This is a genomic window from Pseudomonas aestiva (assembly GCF_039908605.1).
GTDB classification, from domain to species: Bacteria; Pseudomonadota; Gammaproteobacteria; order Pseudomonadales; family Pseudomonadaceae; genus Chryseomonas; species Chryseomonas aestiva.
In genome coordinates, this window is record NZ_CP150916.1 from 2,110,027 (window position 1) to 2,123,755 (window position 13,729).

Genomic DNA, 13,729 nt, shown 5'->3' on the forward strand with positions numbered 1-13,729 from the left:
GGTGGCGGGGGCCCGGCTCCGTCATCGACCTGGGTTTCTTCCGGGTACTGGAGAGTGCAACGATGGCCAAAGAAATCTTCGTTTCCATCGGCGTCGACGTCGACGCGGTGGCGGGCTGGCTCGGTTCCTACGGCGGCGAGGATTCGCCCGATGACATCTCCCGCGGCCTGTTCGCCGGCGAGGTGGGGTCGCCCCGGCTGCTCAAGCTGTTCGAGCGCTACGGCCTCAAGACCACCTGGTTCATTCCGGGCCATTCGGTGGAGACCTTTCCCGAGCAGATGCAGGCGGTGGCCGCGGCAGGCCATGAGATCGGCATCCATGGTTACAGCCACGAAAATCCCATCGCCATGACCCCCGAGCAGGAGGAGGCGGTGCTGGACAGGTCCATCGAGCTGATTACCGCGCTGGCCGGCAAGCGCCCCACCGGTTATGTCGCGCCCTGGTGGGAATTCAGCCGGGTGACCAACGAGCTGCTGCTGAAGAAGGGCATCAAGTACGACCACAGCCTGATGCACAACGACTTTTCTCCCTACTACGTGAGGGTCGGCGACAACTGGACCAAGATCGACTACAGCCAGCAGCCCGAGAGCTGGATGAAGCCGCTGGTGCGCGGCCAGGAAACTGATCTGGTGGAGATCCCGGCCAACTGGTACCTCGACGACCTGCCGCCGATGATGTTCATCAAGAAGGCGCCCAACAGCCATGGCTTCGTCAATCCACGCCACCTCGAAGAGATGTGGCGCGACCAGTTCGACTGGGTCTATCGCGAGATGGACTACGCCGTCTTCCCCATCACCATCCACCCCGATGTCTCGGGGCGGCCGCAGGTGCTGCTGATGCTCGAACGCCTGATCGAGCATATCCAGGGTCACGCCGGGGTGCGCTTCGCCACCATGGACGAGATCGCCGACGACTTCCTGCGGCGCCAGCCGCGCCAGCGCTAAGCGCCCAGCCCACAGGTACAGGATCATGACCCTCCCTGCCGCCCCTTCGCTCCACCCGGAAACCGCCACGGCTGCCTGGAAACCGCAGCCGCTGTCTTCCGGTGATGTCCGCTACGCCACCTGGATCGCCTTCTTCGCCTGGGTGTTCGCCGTCTACGACTTCATCCTCTTCGGCACCCTGCTGCCGGTGATGGGTGGACACTTCAACTGGAGCGAGGCCGAGCAGGCCGAACTCGCCACCTGGGTAGCCCTGGGTGGAGCCATCATCGCCTTCGCCATCGGCCCGCTGGTGGACCGGATCGGTCGCCGCGGCGGCATCATCGTCACTATCGGCGGCACGGCCGTGTGCTCGGCGCTGACCGCGCTGTGCGCCGGCATGGGCAAGGTGCCGCTGGTGCTGGTGCGTTCGGTGGCCGGCCTGGGCTATGCGGAGGAGGGGGTCAACGCCACCTACCTGACCGAGGTCTATGCGGCCTCCGACGATCCGCGGCTGATCCGCCGCCGGGGCTTCATCTACAGCCTGGTGCAGAGTGGCTGGCCGATCGGTGCGCTGATTGCCGCCGGGCTCACCGCCTTGCTGCTGCCGCACATCGGCTGGCAGGGCTGCTTCGTGTTCGCCGCCGTACCGGCCTTCGTCATCGCCGTACTGGCGCGCAAGCTCAAGGAAAGCCCGCAATTCCAGGTGCACGCCCGCATCCAGCGCCTGCGCCGCGAAGGCCAGGAGCAGGACGCCCGCAGCCTGGCCCGTGAATACGGCGTGGACTACGAAGAGCACGCCAAGGCCGGCGTGGCCATGGCCTTCAAGGGCCAGGCCCTGCGCCCGACCCTGGTATTGAGCCTGGCCATCCTGCTCAACTGGTCGGCGATCCAGGTGTTCAGCGTGCTGGGGACCTCGGTGATCGTCAGCGTGCACAAGCTCAGCTTCGAGAATTCGCTGTGGATCCTGGTGCTGTCCAACGCCGTCGGCTTCATCGGCTACCTGTTCCATGGCTGGCTGGGCGATCGCATCGGTCGGCGCAACACCGTGGCCCTCGGCTGGATGTGCGGCGGCGTGGCCTTCTTCGCCATGCTGCAGGCGCCCAGCCAGCTGGTGCCGGTGGTGGCGCTCTACAGCCTGGGACTGTTCTTTCTCACCGGCCCCTATTCGGCCATGTTGTTCTTCATGGGCGAAAGCTTTCCCACCAGCATTCGCGCCACCGGTGGCGCCATCGTCCACGCCATGGGACCGATCGGCGCCATCCTCGCCGGCCTCGGCATCACCAGCGTGCTCGGCAGCGGTGGCCAGTGGCACAGCGCCGCGCTCTGGTTCGGTGCCCTGCCGTGCTTTCTCTCCGGCCTGGTGATGTGGACCGCGCGCCACGTCGAACCCACCAGCCTCAAATGACAGGAGCCCCCATGACAGCTCATACCTCTCCCGTCGCCCTGATCACCGGTGCCGCCAGCGGCATCGGCCAGGCCCTGGCCGTGGCCTATGCCCAGCGGGGCGTGCGGGTGGTCGGCGGCTACTACCCGGGCGATCCCCATGACCCCGAAGACACCCGGCGGCTGGTAGCCGCCGCGGGTGGCGAGTGCCTGCTCGAACCCCTGGACGTCAGCGACAGCGCCTCGGTGGATGCCCTGGCCGATGCCGCCCTGGCGCACTTCGGCCGCCTCGACTATGCCGTGGCCAACGCCGGGCTTCTCCGCGCCGCACCGCTGCTGGAGATGAGCGACGCGCGCTGGCACGAGATGCTCGACGTCGACCTCACCGGCGTCATGCGCACCTTTCGCGCCGCCGCGCGGCACCTGGGGGAGGGCGGTGCCCTGGTGGCCATCTCCTCCATCGCCGGCGGCGTCTATGGCTGGCAGGACCATGCCCATTACGCCGCCGCCAAGGCCGGGGTGCCGGGACTGTGTCGCTCGCTGGCCGTCGAACTGGCGCCGCGTGGCATCCGCTGCAACGCGGTGATTCCCGGTCTGATCGAGACGCCGCAATCGCTGGACGCCAAGAACTCCCTGGGTCCGGAAGGCCTGGCCAATGCCGCCCGCAGCATTCCTCTGGGGCGGGTCGGCCGGCCCGACGAGGTGGCGGCGCTGGTGCGGTTCCTGACCAGTACCGAAGCCAGCTACATCACCGGCCAGAGTCTGATCGTCGATGGCGGTCTCACCGTCCGCTGGCCCGATTGAGGAGAAGAGCATGTTCGAGCTGACAGACCGCCGCGCCCTGGTGACCGGCGCGGCCAGCGGGATCGGCGCTGCCATCGCCCGCAGCTATGCCGCTGCGGGGGCGCGCCTGGTGCTGGCCGACCGCGACGCCGAGCGGCTGGCGCGGGTGGCTGCGGAATGCCGTGCCCTGGGTGCGTCGGTGACGGAGACCGTCGCCGACGTTGGCCAGCCGGATGGCGCCCGAGCCGGAGTGGACGCCTGCGTGGCGGCTTACGGCGGCATCGACATCCTGGTCAACAATGCCGGGATGCTGACCCAGGCACCCTGCGTCGACCTGACCCTGGAACAGTGGAACGACATGCTGCGCGTCGACCTCACCAGCGTCTTTCTCGCCAGCCAGCGCGCCCTGCCGCACATGCAGGCGCAGCGCTGGGGCCGCATCATCAACGTCGCTTCCCAGCTCGGCATCAAGGGCGGCGCCGAGCTCTGCCACTATGCGGCGGCCAAGGCCGGGGTGATCGGCTTCACCAAGTCGCTGGCGCTGGAGGTGGGCCGCGACAACGTGCTGGTCAACGCCATCGCCCCCGGGCCCATCGAGACCCCGCTGGTGGATGGCATCAGCGCCGACTGGAAGGCGGCCAAGGCCCGCGAATTGCCGCTGGGCCGCTTCGGTCGCGCGGAGGAGGTGGCGCCGGTGGCGCTGCTGCTGGCCAGCGATCCGGGTGGCAATCTCTTCGTCGGCCAGACCCTGGGTCCCAATTCCGGCGACGTCATGCCCTAGGAGGTAGCCATGTGCGGACTGTGCGGCCTGCTGGGCCCGGATCTCCACTGGAGCGATCCGCTGGGCGATGACCTGCCCCGGCGGCGCGAGCGCCTGCGTCGGGTCGCCGCCATCAACCGGGTGGTGGCGCCGTTCCGGCTGACCGTGAGCGACGTCCAGGGTGCCTCCTACCTCATCCAGGGCCCGACCGGGCGCCAGGCCCTGGCCGAGGGCCTGGACGACCTCTGGCGCCAGGCCGAATCGGTGCTGGGGCGACCGCTCGATCCCCTGGATCCACGGGTGCTGGCGCCGCTGGAGTTGGCGCCATGAGCCTTGCCGTCAATGTCATCACCGGCTTTCTCGGCAGCGGCAAGACCACCTTGCTGCGGCGCCTGCTGGCCCAGGAAGCCCTGGGCGAGACGGCGCTGCTGATCAACGAATTCGGCGAGGTCGGCATCGACCACCTGTTGGTGGAAGAGGTGGCTCCGGACACCGTGCTGCTGCCCAGCGGCTGCGTCTGCTGCTCGGTGCGCGGCGATCTCAAGGCGGCGCTGCTGACCCTGCACGGTCGGCGCAGCCGCGGCGAGATTCCGGCCTTCCGCCGGGTCCTGCTGGAGACCACCGGCCTGGCCGATCCGGGGCCGATCCTGGCCACCCTCAATCTCGATCCCCAGTTGCGCGGACGCTTCCACCTGGGCTTGCTGGTGACCGTGGTGGACGCCGAGCACGCCGCCTTACAGGAAGGGCTGCACCCGGAGTGGCTCAACCAGGTCACCGCGGCCGACCGGCTGTTGCTGAGCAAGGCCGACCGGGTCGTGCCTGCCGTGCTGGAGCGGCTGGACCGGCAGCTGGCCCAGCTCAATCCCACCGCCACCCGGGCCCTGGCGGCTTCCGTGGTTAGCGGCGATGACCTGCTGCTGGGCGAGGGCCTGCGCGCCGCCGATCCGGCGGCCGAGGTCGGCCGCTGGCGACTGTTCGCCGAGGTCGCCGAAGGCCGCCACGGCAGCGCCGAGGTCTGCTGCCTGGAGTTCGACCGGCCGCTGGACTGGATGGCCTTCGGGGTGTGGCTGTCGATGCTGCTAAGATGCCACGGGCAACGCATCCTGCGAGTCAAGGGCATCCTCGACGTGATCGACGCCAGCCAACCCATCGTCATCCATGGCGTGCAGCACAGCCTGCATCCACCGGTGCACCTGCCGGCCTGGCCGGCGGGCGAACGCCGCTCGCGCCTGGTGTTCATCGTCCGTGACCTGGACACCGCGCTGCTCAGGCGCTCCTTCTCTGCCTTCATGGGTGGCCTGGGCCGGGCCGCATGAGCACGCCGCTGACCCTGAGGGTGCTGGGCACCTCGGTGACCCTGCTCGAACCCATCCGCCAGCGGGCGGAGGCGGAGCTGGGCATCCGCCTGGTCTACCAGATCCATGACGTCCAGACCGCCCAGCGCATCGCGGTGCTGGAGCCGGACAGCTACGACCTCTATGACCAGTGGTTCCACAACGTCGACTTCGTCTGGCCGGCGCGGGCGATCCAGCCCATCGACATCCGCCGCATCGCGCTCTGGGAAGAGATCAACGACCTGCCCAAGCGCGGCCGACTGCATGCCACCGATCGCCTGGCGCCCGGCTGCCGGCCGTGCGACCGCCTCTATGTACAGCACGACGGCAGCCTCGGTGGCCAGCCCAGTGAACGCATCAGCATGCTGCCGCTGACCCACAACGCCGACAGCTTCGCCTATCGTCCGGAAAGCCTGCCTGCCGCCCTGGCGGGTCAGCAGGAGAGCTGGGCCTGGCTGATCGACGAAGGCTGGTGTGGCCACAGCGCCCTGCAGAGCGACGCCGCCATCGGCGCCCTGGACGCCGCCCTGGCGATCCAGGCCGCCGGTCTCGCCCGTTTCGACGACATCGGCAATCTGCGCCTGGAGGAGATCGACCGCCTGGCCGAATTGCTGGTGGAGCGCCAGCGCCATCGGCATTTCGCGGCGTTCTGGTCCGACGACCGCAGCGCCGGCGAGCTGACCCTGGCCGCCGGGGTGGACATCCAGAGTCTCTGGTCGCCCATGCTCATGGCCCTGCACCGGGCGGGGGTGGATTATCGGGTGGCGGTCCCGCGCGAGGGCTACCGCGCCTGGTTCGGCGGCCTGTCGCTGTCGCGCTGCGCGGAGGGGCGGGTGCGCGATGCCGCCTATGCCTACCTCAACTGGTGGCTGGCCGGCTGGCCTGGGGCGGTGATGGCCCGCCAGGGGTTCTACATCGCCAATCCGGTGCAGGCGCGGGATCACCTTAGCGCCGCCGAGTGGGACTTCTGGTACGGCGGCCTGCCGGCCCGTGAAGAACTCGCCGGCAGCGACGGCCTGCCGCTGATCGAGGTGGGCCAGCGTCGCGAAGGCGGTTCCTATGCCGAACGCATGAGCCATATCGGTGTGTGGAATTCGGTGATGGACGAGCACAACTATCTGGTGCGGCGCTGGAGCGAATTCCTGCGCACCACGGCCGCCTGAGGCGACATCCTTTGGGCAAGGACCGCGCGCCAGACGCCTTGCTGCGCTGTTGCCCAGGCGACAGCAGCTGGACAGCTGCCCTTGGCGCTACACCTGAAATTGTCTTACATCTGTTCGCAAATTATTGATGTAAAACGATTTTTTGACTTGGTTCGGTTCTTGATAGAAGGCTCAGGGTCACTGTTTCGCTCGTCCTCGCGGCGAGCCCAACCCGGAGAGCCTTTGCATGTCGCAGAACCCCGTCAAATTCGCCTATTGGGTCCCCAACGTCAGCGGCGGCCTGGTGGTCAGCACCATCGAGCAGCGCACCCACTGGGGCATCGACTACAACCGCACGCTGGCCCAGCTCGCCGAGCGGGCCGGCTTCGACTACGCCCTGACGCAGATCCGTTTCACCGCCGGCTACGGCGCCGAATACCAGCATGAATCGGTGGCCTTCAGCCATGCGCTGCTGGCCGCCACCGAGCGGCTCAAGGTGATCGCCGCCATCCTGCCCGGCCCCTGGAATCCGGCGCTGGCGGCCAAGCAGCTGGCGACCATCGACCAGCTCACCAACGGCCGGGTCGCCATCAACCTGGTCTCCGGCTGGTTCAAGGGTGAATTCCACGGCATCGGTGAGCCCTGGCTGGAGCACGACGAACGCTATCGGCGTTCCGAGGAATTCATCCGCGCCCTCAAGGGCATCTGGACCCAGGACAACTTCAGCTTCGCCGGCGACTTCTATCGCTTCCGCGACTACACCCTGAAACCCAAGCCGCTGCAGCAGCCCCATCCAGAAATCTTCCAGGGTGGCAGCTCGCGGGCCGCGCGGGACATGGCGGCGCGGGTCTCCGACTGGTACTTCACCAACGGCGGCACCCGCGAGGAGATTCGCGCCCAGGTGCAGGACCTGCGCGCCAAGGCCGCGGCGGAGGGGCGTGAGGTCAAGGTCGGGGTGAATGCCTTCATCATCGCGCGCGACACTGAGGCCGAGGCGCGCGAGGTGTTGCGGGAGATCGTGGCCAAGGCCAACCCGGAGGCGGTCAAGGCCTTTGGCGATGCGGCGCGCCAGGCTGGTGCTGCCAGCCCGGAAGGCAAGGGCAACTGGGCCGACTCCAGCTTCGAGGATCTGGTGCAGTACAACGATGGCTTCAAGCCGAACCTGATCGGCACGCCCGAGCAGGTCGCCGAGCGCATCGTGGCCCTCAAGGCCGAGGGCGTGGACCTGGTGCTGGCCGGTTTCCTGCACTTCCAGGAAGAGGTGGAGTACTTCGGCCAGCGGGTGCTGCCCCTGGTGCGCGACCTCGAAGCCCGGGCCGCGGCCCAGGCGGCGGCCTAGGCTGAGGCTCACCGGGGTCGCGGATGGCATAAGTCCAGCGCGACCCGGCTGAGCCAGCCGAATCGAGGCCAGGCCAGACCAGGAAAGCTGCCAAGAGCGAGAGGCAGGGCCGGAAGCCGGCGGCTGGGTGGGCTAAGCTCCCAAGAATTGCCAGGGAGCCCACGCCATGAACAAGACCTCCTACAACGCCATCGCCGACACCTTTCGCCAGGCCCGCGTCAGCCTCAGGAACGACGAGCGTCGCTACCTGGAGGTGCTCCTGGAAAAGCTCGAACCCGGCGCCACCCTGCTCGATCTGGGCTGCGGCACCGGCACCCCGGTGGCCGCCGCCATCCTCGCCCAGGGGCATCGCGTGCTGGGGGTCGACCAGGCGGCCGCCATGCTGGCCCATGCGCGGCGGGAATTTCCCAAGCAGCGCTGGATCGAGGCGCGGCTGGAAACCTATGCCTGCGCCGAACGCTACCAGGGCGCGCTGCTGTGGGATTCGCTGTTCCATCTGGAGCGCCGCTGGCACGCGACGCTCCTGGCGCGAGTGATCGCCGGGCTCCCGCAAGGGGGACGGATGATGCTGACGGCGGGCGGCTCGGCGGCGGATGCCTTCGTCGATACCATGTTCGACCAGCCGTTCTTCTACGACTCCCATCCGCCCGAGGAGCTGCGCGCGCTGCTGCTGTCGCAGGGCGTGCGCATCCTCATCGAGGAATTCATGGACCTGCCCGACGGGGGGCGAAATAGGGGACGCTGTGCCTTCGTCGTGGAAAAGCTCTGACGCTCCAAGAGAACGAGGCGCCGATCAGTCCTTCCAGCCCGGCTGGTAGAGGCTGCCGTGGGCCTGGTCCAGCGCGGCGCGGACCTTGGGCGAATGCTGGTAGAGATCGATCAGCTTGGCCAGGCGCGGATCGTCCTTGTTGTCCGGGCGGGCGACGAACTGGATGACGTACTCCGGGTGGTCGAGGCCATCGAAAAGCAGGGCCTGGTTGGGATCGAGGGTCTTGGCCAGGCGCAGGTAGTGCGGATAACCCTGGGCCACGTCGACGTCGTCCAGCGAACGGGCCAGCTGCACGGCCTCCAGTTCGACGATCTGGAGGTCGCGCGGATTGCCGGTGATGTCCGCCAGGGTGGCGTGGTAGCCGACGCCGGGCCTCAAGGTGATGAAGCCGGCCTTTTCCAGCAGCAACAGGCCACGGCCGCCGTTGATGGCATCGTTGGCGATGGCCACCCGCGCGCCCTTGGGGACTTCCGCCAGGGTGCGGTACTTCTTCGAGTAGAGCCCGACGTTGTTGATGATCCCCGGCGCCACCGCCACCAGGTCATAGCCCGCGGTGCGCTTGGCGTTCTCCAGGAAGGAGATGTGCTGGTAGTAGTTGGCGTCGATGTCGTGGTTGGCGAGGCTGGTGTTGGGGGCGATCCAGTCGCTGAATTCGACGATCTCGACGTCCACCCCGGCGGCCCTGGCCTCCTGCACCGTCACTTCCAGCGGCGGGGCGAAGGCGGCGGTGGTGCCGATCTTGAGAGGCGCGGCCAGGGCTGCGGTGCTGCAGAGGCCGAGGGCGAAGAGCAGGGGTTTGAGGCGGGTCATGGGGTGTCCTTGAGGGGGCAGTCCTGGCGGAAACGGCTGCCGAAATGGCGGGTGTCGAGGTGGTCGCCGCGGCCGAACAGCTTGTGTCTGAAGCTGCCCTCGGCATAGGCGGTCTTGTAGCGACCCCGGTTCTGCAACTCCGGGATCACCAGGTCGATGAAGTCGCCGTAGCACTCGGGGGTGACGGTGCGCGCCAGGTTGAAGCCGTCCACCCCGGTTTCGTCTATCCAGCCAAGCAGGGCATCGGCCACCTGCCCGGGATCGCCGACCAGGGCGGTGTAGCGGCCACCGAGGGCGTGCTGCTCCAGCAGCTTGCGGCGGGTCCAGCCGGCGTCCTTGGCGACCAGGCGCTTGAGCGCCGACTCGATGGCTTCGGTCCGTTGCGGGCGGATGGGTTCGTCCAGGCCATAGGCGGCCAGGTCGATGCCCACGGAGGCGGCGTGGTGGGCGACGCCGGCCTCGGCGCTGGCATAAGCCAGGTATTCGGCGTGCTTGTCACGGGCTTCGGCGGCGGTGGGGGCGACGATCACGGTGAGGCCCATGAACAGCTTGACGTCATCCGCGCGGCGGCCGGTGGCCACTGCCGCGCCCCGCACCCGCGCGACCTGGGCGCGAGTGGCGGCCTGGTCCTGCCCGGAGATGAACACGCACTCGGCATGGCGCCCGGCAAAGGCCAGGCCGCGATCCGAGGAGCCGGCCTGGAACAGCACCGGAGTGCGTTGCCGCGAGGGCTCGCAGAGGTGATAGCCCTCGACATCGAAGAATTCGCCGTGGTGCACGACCTTGCGTACCCGCTCGGGGCGGGCATAGATCCGTTGGACGCGATCACGGATCACCGCATCGTCGGCCCAGCTGCCTTCGAGCAGCTTGTAGAGCACTTCCAGGTATTCGTCGGCCTGGTCGTAGCGGCGGTCGTGGGCGATCTGCCGGTCCAGGCCCATGGCGCGGGCGGCGCTGTCCAGGTAGCCGGTGACGATGTTCCAGCCGACGCGGCCTTCGCTCAGGTGATCCAGGGTGGAAAGGCGGCGGGCGAAGGGGTAGGGCAGCTCGTAGGTGAGGTTGGCGGTGAGGCCGAAACCCAGATGCCGGGTGCTGGCGGCCATGGCCGAGACCAGCAGGAAGGGATCGTTGACCGGCAACTGGATGGAGTCGCGCAGGGTCAGGTCGACATTGCCGCCATAGACGTCGTAGACGCCCAGGATGTCGGCGATGAACAGCCCGTCGAACAGCCCGCGTTCCAGCAACTGGGCCAGCTCGGTCCAGTAGCCGAGGGTGTGGTAGCGGCTGGAGGTGTCACGCGGGTGGGTCCAGAGACCGTGGTTGATGTGGCCCACGGTGTTCATGTTGAAGGCGTTGAGCAGCACCTGCTTGGCGGGGGCGGTCATGGGGCGGGCGCCCCCGTAGGGAGAAGAGTCCGGAGCACGGCCATGGGATCCTCGGGTTCAAGGCGAAAGGAGAGATCCGGTGGTCCGGTGGTTATACGTTAGCTGGGCGATGCTTCCTTGTTTAAATAGCCATTAGGCATAACGATAGGACAAGGACCCACTTGCCCGGAACGGCCGCGCCGCCATGTCTCACTGCGTCTGGATAGGCGGCGCGTCGCAATAGCCGAATGTCGGCGTGCAAAGTACCGGCATGGGGACCACTATGAGACCGCTGCGACGAAGGTGCTTCAGCGCCGGTAGCGGGGCAGCAGACTCGATCTCAAGGAGCTTCCCATGACCCCATCCGCAGCGGTATTGGCCGAACTGGCCCCCCAGGGCGTTCTCCGGACCGCGATCAATTACGGCAATCCGGTGCTGGCGCAACGCGGCGCCGATGGCGAGCCGGCCGGCGTCTCGGTGGCTCTGGCCCGGGCGCTGGCCGAGCGCCTGGGCGTGCCGGTGCAGTTCACGACCCACGACGCCGCCGGCAAGGTCTTTGCCGCGCTGCAGGAAGACGCCTGGGACCTGGCGTTTCTCGCCATCGAACCGGTGCGGGCGGCGCAGATCGCCTTTAGCGAACCCTATGTCATCATCGAGGGCACCTATCTGCTGCGCGCGGACGATCCGGCCCAGGGCGTCGCCGAACTGGACCAGACCGGGCGCCGCATCGCCGTGGGACAGGGCGCAGCCTATGACCTCTATCTCAGTCGCACCCTGACCCAGGCGGGGCTGGTGCGAGCGCCGACCTCGCCGGCGGCCATCGACTGGTTCGTCGAGCAGCGCCTGGACGCCGCCGCCGGGGTCCGCCAGCCTCTGGAAGCCTACGCGGCGGCTCATCCGGGCTACCGCGTGTTGGCCGACAGTTTCACCGAGATCCGCCAAGCCATGGCCGTGCCCAAGGGGCGCGTTGCCGCGGCGGCCTTCGTGCAAGGCTTTCTCGATGAGCAACTGGGCAGTGGCCTTGTCGCCCGCGAGCTGGCGGCCAGCGGTCAGGGCGACGTGCGGATCGGCGCGCCGTCGACCAGTGGCTGAAGCGATCTCTCGGCGCCAGACGGAATCGATCCGCGGCGCCGTTTCGTCGGCTGGATGACAGCTTGGGGCGCTATTCTTGGCGCCGCCGCAGGAACTGGATGAAATCATCGACGTCCCCTGCTGCCAAATGCCTGTCCCAGCACCTTAGCTTCGAGGTCGATCTTGCTTGCCACCCTGTCCGATCCTGCCTTTCTCACCGGTCTCCTGCAGATCGTCATCATCGATATCCTGCTCGGCGGCGACAACGCCGTGGTGATCGCCCTGGCCTGTCGGCGGTTGCCGGATGCCCAGCGCCGCAAGGCCATCCTCGGCGGCGTCGCCGGCGCCGTGATCCTGCGTATCCTGCTGCTGTTCGTCGCCAGCTATGTGTTGGGCTGGCCGCTGCTCAAGGTGGTCGGTGGCGTGCTGCTGCTGTGGATCGGCATCAAGTTGCTGACGCCCGAAGAGGACGAGGCCAACGTCAAGGCCGGTACCACCCTGGGCCAGGCCATCTGGATCATCATGGTGGCCGACGTGGTGATGAGCCTGGACAACGTCATCGCCGTGGCGGGCGCCGCCCAGGGGCACCTGGGTCTGGCCATCGCCGGCGTGCTCATCAGCATCCCCATCATCATCTTTGGCAGCCAGCTCATCCTGAAGCTCATGGAAAAGTATCGCTGGCTGGTGGTGGCCGGCGCGGCGCTGCTCGGCTGGATCGCCGGCAAACTGATCGCCAGCGACGAACTGCTACAGGGCTGGCTGGGCTTTGCCGATGTGCACTGGGTGCCCTATGTGGCCGGGGCGATCGGGGCGGCCTTCGTGCTGGCGGTGGGTCAGCTACTGGCACGGCGCGCGGTCACCGCCTGAGTGTCGCCAGCTGCTCTGGAGCTGCTAAACGGAAGTTCCCAAGTGACGGCGTAACCCGCGTCTGCGCTGTCACTGCATATCGTTAGTCAAATTCCGTCTTTACCAAAAGTTATAACAGCTCATTAGCCTATAACGCTTTCGGGTAGCCAGTCGGCACGGAGCGGGATGATGAGCAGGGTAGGGAAGGGCTTGGCGGCTATCGCCGCCGTGGCCGGCGCTCTTGGGTTGGTCGGTAGCGCCGCCGCCGAGGGCAGGATCAGCATTGCCCAGCAATTCGGCATCGGCTATCTGATCCTCGACGTGGTACGCGACCAGCAGCTGATCGAAAAGCACGGCAAGGCCGCCAGCCTGGACATCCAGGTGGACTGGAACAGCATCTCCGGCGCCACCGCCATGAACGAGGCGCTGCTGGCCGGCGCGCTGGACGTGGTCTCCGCCGGCGTACCTCCGATGCTGACCGTCTGGGATCGCACCCGCGGCCGGCAGAACGTCAAGGCCATCGCCGCCCTGGGCGCCATGCCCAACTACCTGTTGAGCAATCGCGCCGAGGTCAGGTCGATCAGGGACCTGACCGACCAGGACCGCATCGCCGTGCCGGCGGCAGGCGTGGGCTTCCAGTCGCGCACCCTGCAGATCGAGACGGCCAAGGTCTTCGGCGACGCCCAGTTCAAGAAATTCGATGCCATCAGCGTGAGTCTGCCGCACCCCGATGCCAGTGCCGCCCTGATGGCGGGCGGCTCCGAGATCACTACCCATTTCTCCAGCCCGCCGTTCCAGTACCAGGCGCTGGAGAATCCCCGAGTCCATCGCATCCTCAGCAGCTACGACGTCCTCGGCGGTCCGGGCACCTTCAACGTGCTCTACACCACCGAGAAATTCCACGACGAGAATCCCCAGACCTACCGCGCCTTATATGACGCCCTGGTGGAAGCCGCCGCCTTCATCCGCGCCAACAAGGCCGCGGCCGCGGAAGCCTATATCCGCGTCGAGCATTCCAAGCTGCCGCTGGCCCTGGTGCAGCGCATCGTCGAGGACCCGGAGATCGACTTCACCGTCGAGCCCCAGCGGACCTTCGTCTACGCCCAGAAGCTGCACGAGCTGGGCGTTTTGAAACACCAGGCTGCCGCCTGGCAGGACTATTTCTTCCCCGAAGCTCACGAGCGTCCCGGCAGCTGAGCTGGACC

General features: G+C 67.6%; 14 protein-coding genes. 12 read left to right on the forward strand and 2 right to left on the reverse strand.

The genetic code is table 11. The annotated features are described in order from the left end of the window. The first annotated feature begins 62 nt into the window (after positions 1-62). The 9 genes from AABM56_RS09785 to AABM56_RS09825 all read left to right on the forward strand — a co-directional run bounded on the left by AABM56_RS09785 (position 63) and on the right by AABM56_RS09825 (position 8,433). Positions 63-944 carry a polysaccharide deacetylase gene (locus AABM56_RS09785; RefSeq protein WP_133859270.1) on the forward strand — a complete coding sequence of 294 codons (882 nt, stop codon included), beginning with the start codon at positions 63-65 and terminating at the stop codon, positions 942-944. Between the two features lie 25 nt (positions 945-969). Beyond that, on the forward strand, positions 970-2,328 hold the full coding sequence (locus tag AABM56_RS09790; RefSeq protein WP_133859269.1) for an MFS transporter: 1,359 nt from the start codon (positions 970-972) through the stop codon (positions 2,326-2,328). Positions 2,329-2,339: 11 nt separating this feature from the next. Continuing rightward, positions 2,340-3,110: an SDR family NAD(P)-dependent oxidoreductase gene (locus tag AABM56_RS09795; RefSeq protein WP_347884052.1), complete on the forward strand. Its 771-nt coding sequence runs from the start codon at positions 2,340-2,342 to the stop codon at positions 3,108-3,110. Positions 3,111-3,120: 10 nt separating this feature from the next. Next, positions 3,121-3,870 (forward strand): SDR family NAD(P)-dependent oxidoreductase, encoded by a 750-nt coding sequence (locus AABM56_RS09800; protein WP_133859267.1) that lies wholly within the window; start codon positions 3,121-3,123, stop codon positions 3,868-3,870. 9 nt (positions 3,871-3,879) lie between these two features. After that, a complete protein-coding gene (locus AABM56_RS09805) occupies positions 3,880-4,179 on the forward strand; it encodes a hypothetical protein (RefSeq protein WP_133859266.1) in 300 nt (99 codons plus the stop codon). Then, positions 4,176-5,165: a GTP-binding protein gene (locus AABM56_RS09810; protein WP_133859265.1), complete on the forward strand. Its 990-nt coding sequence runs from the start codon at positions 4,176-4,178 to the stop codon at positions 5,163-5,165. The genes AABM56_RS09805 and AABM56_RS09810 overlap by 4 nt, the downstream gene beginning before the upstream one ends. Then, a complete protein-coding gene (locus AABM56_RS09815; protein WP_347884053.1) occupies positions 5,162-6,346 on the forward strand; it encodes a signal peptide prediction in 1,185 nt (394 codons plus the stop codon). Before AABM56_RS09810 ends, AABM56_RS09815 begins: the two co-directional genes overlap by 4 nt. Before the next feature lie 226 nt (positions 6,347-6,572). Beyond that, positions 6,573-7,664 carry a dimethylsulfone monooxygenase SfnG gene (gene sfnG, locus AABM56_RS09820; RefSeq protein WP_133859263.1) on the forward strand — a complete coding sequence of 364 codons (1,092 nt, stop codon included), beginning with the start codon at positions 6,573-6,575 and terminating at the stop codon, positions 7,662-7,664. A 166-nt stretch (positions 7,665-7,830) separates the two neighbouring features. Then, positions 7,831-8,433 carry a trans-aconitate 2-methyltransferase gene (locus tag AABM56_RS09825; RefSeq protein ID WP_263258680.1) on the forward strand — a complete coding sequence of 201 codons (603 nt, stop codon included), beginning with the start codon at positions 7,831-7,833 and terminating at the stop codon, positions 8,431-8,433. 24 nt (positions 8,434-8,457) lie between these two features. On the opposite strand, the gene AABM56_RS09830 is transcribed toward AABM56_RS09825, so the two are convergent. Continuing rightward, positions 8,458-9,243, reverse strand: a complete 786-nt coding sequence (locus AABM56_RS09830) for a MetQ/NlpA family ABC transporter substrate-binding protein (protein WP_347884054.1) — start codon at positions 9,241-9,243, stop codon at positions 8,458-8,460. Beyond that, complete coding sequence (locus AABM56_RS09835) at positions 9,240-10,628, reverse strand: LLM class flavin-dependent oxidoreductase (protein WP_347884055.1); 1,389 nt, start codon at positions 10,626-10,628, stop codon at positions 9,240-9,242. The genes AABM56_RS09830 and AABM56_RS09835 overlap by 4 nt, the downstream gene beginning before the upstream one ends. A gap of 333 nt (positions 10,629-10,961) precedes the next feature. On the opposite strand from AABM56_RS09835, the gene AABM56_RS09840 reads away from it, so the two are divergent. From AABM56_RS09840 to AABM56_RS09850, 3 genes are all read left to right on the forward strand, one after another. Further along, entirely contained in the window at positions 10,962-11,699 is a 738-nt protein-coding gene (locus AABM56_RS09840; protein ID WP_208690892.1) for an ABC transporter substrate-binding protein, read from the forward strand. Positions 11,700-11,861: 162 nt separating this feature from the next. Then, positions 11,862-12,545 (forward strand): TerC family protein, encoded by a 684-nt coding sequence (locus tag AABM56_RS09845; RefSeq protein ID WP_133859258.1) that lies wholly within the window; start codon positions 11,862-11,864, stop codon positions 12,543-12,545. 168 nt (positions 12,546-12,713) lie between these two features. Further along, a complete protein-coding gene (locus tag AABM56_RS09850; protein WP_166655854.1) occupies positions 12,714-13,721 on the forward strand; it encodes an ABC transporter substrate-binding protein in 1,008 nt (335 codons plus the stop codon). Positions 13,722-13,729 lie beyond the last annotated feature (8 nt).

Bases quoted from the DNA above. Each gene is read 5' to 3' on its own strand.
- AABM56_RS09785 (WP_133859270.1), top strand. From the start codon at position 63: ATGGCCAAAGAAATCTTCGTTTCCATCGGCGTCGACGTCGACGCGGTG.
- AABM56_RS09815 (WP_347884053.1), top strand. From the start codon at position 5,162: ATGAGCACGCCGCTGACCCTGAGGGTGCTGGGCACCTCGGTGACCCTG.
- sfnG (WP_133859263.1), top strand. From the start codon at position 6,573: ATGTCGCAGAACCCCGTCAAATTCGCCTATTGGGTCCCCAACGTCAGC.
- AABM56_RS09830 (WP_347884054.1), bottom strand. From the start codon at position 9,243: ATGACCCGCCTCAAACCCCTGCTCTTCGCCCTCGGCCTCTGCAGCACC.
- AABM56_RS09835 (WP_347884055.1), bottom strand. From the start codon at position 10,628: ATGACCGCCCCCGCCAAGCAGGTGCTGCTCAACGCCTTCAACATGAAC.
- AABM56_RS09810 (WP_133859265.1), top strand. From the start codon at position 4,176: ATGAGCCTTGCCGTCAATGTCATCACCGGCTTTCTCGGCAGCGGCAAG.
- AABM56_RS09840 (WP_208690892.1), top strand. From the start codon at position 10,962: ATGACCCCATCCGCAGCGGTATTGGCCGAACTGGCCCCCCAGGGCGTT.
- AABM56_RS09825 (WP_263258680.1), top strand. From the start codon at position 7,831: ATGAACAAGACCTCCTACAACGCCATCGCCGACACCTTTCGCCAGGCC.
- AABM56_RS09800 (WP_133859267.1), top strand. From the start codon at position 3,121: ATGTTCGAGCTGACAGACCGCCGCGCCCTGGTGACCGGCGCGGCCAGC.
- AABM56_RS09850 (WP_166655854.1), top strand. From the start codon at position 12,714: ATGAGCAGGGTAGGGAAGGGCTTGGCGGCTATCGCCGCCGTGGCCGGC.
- AABM56_RS09790 (WP_133859269.1), top strand. From the start codon at position 970: ATGACCCTCCCTGCCGCCCCTTCGCTCCACCCGGAAACCGCCACGGCT.
- AABM56_RS09805 (WP_133859266.1), top strand. From the start codon at position 3,880: ATGTGCGGACTGTGCGGCCTGCTGGGCCCGGATCTCCACTGGAGCGAT.
- AABM56_RS09795 (WP_347884052.1), top strand. From the start codon at position 2,340: ATGACAGCTCATACCTCTCCCGTCGCCCTGATCACCGGTGCCGCCAGC.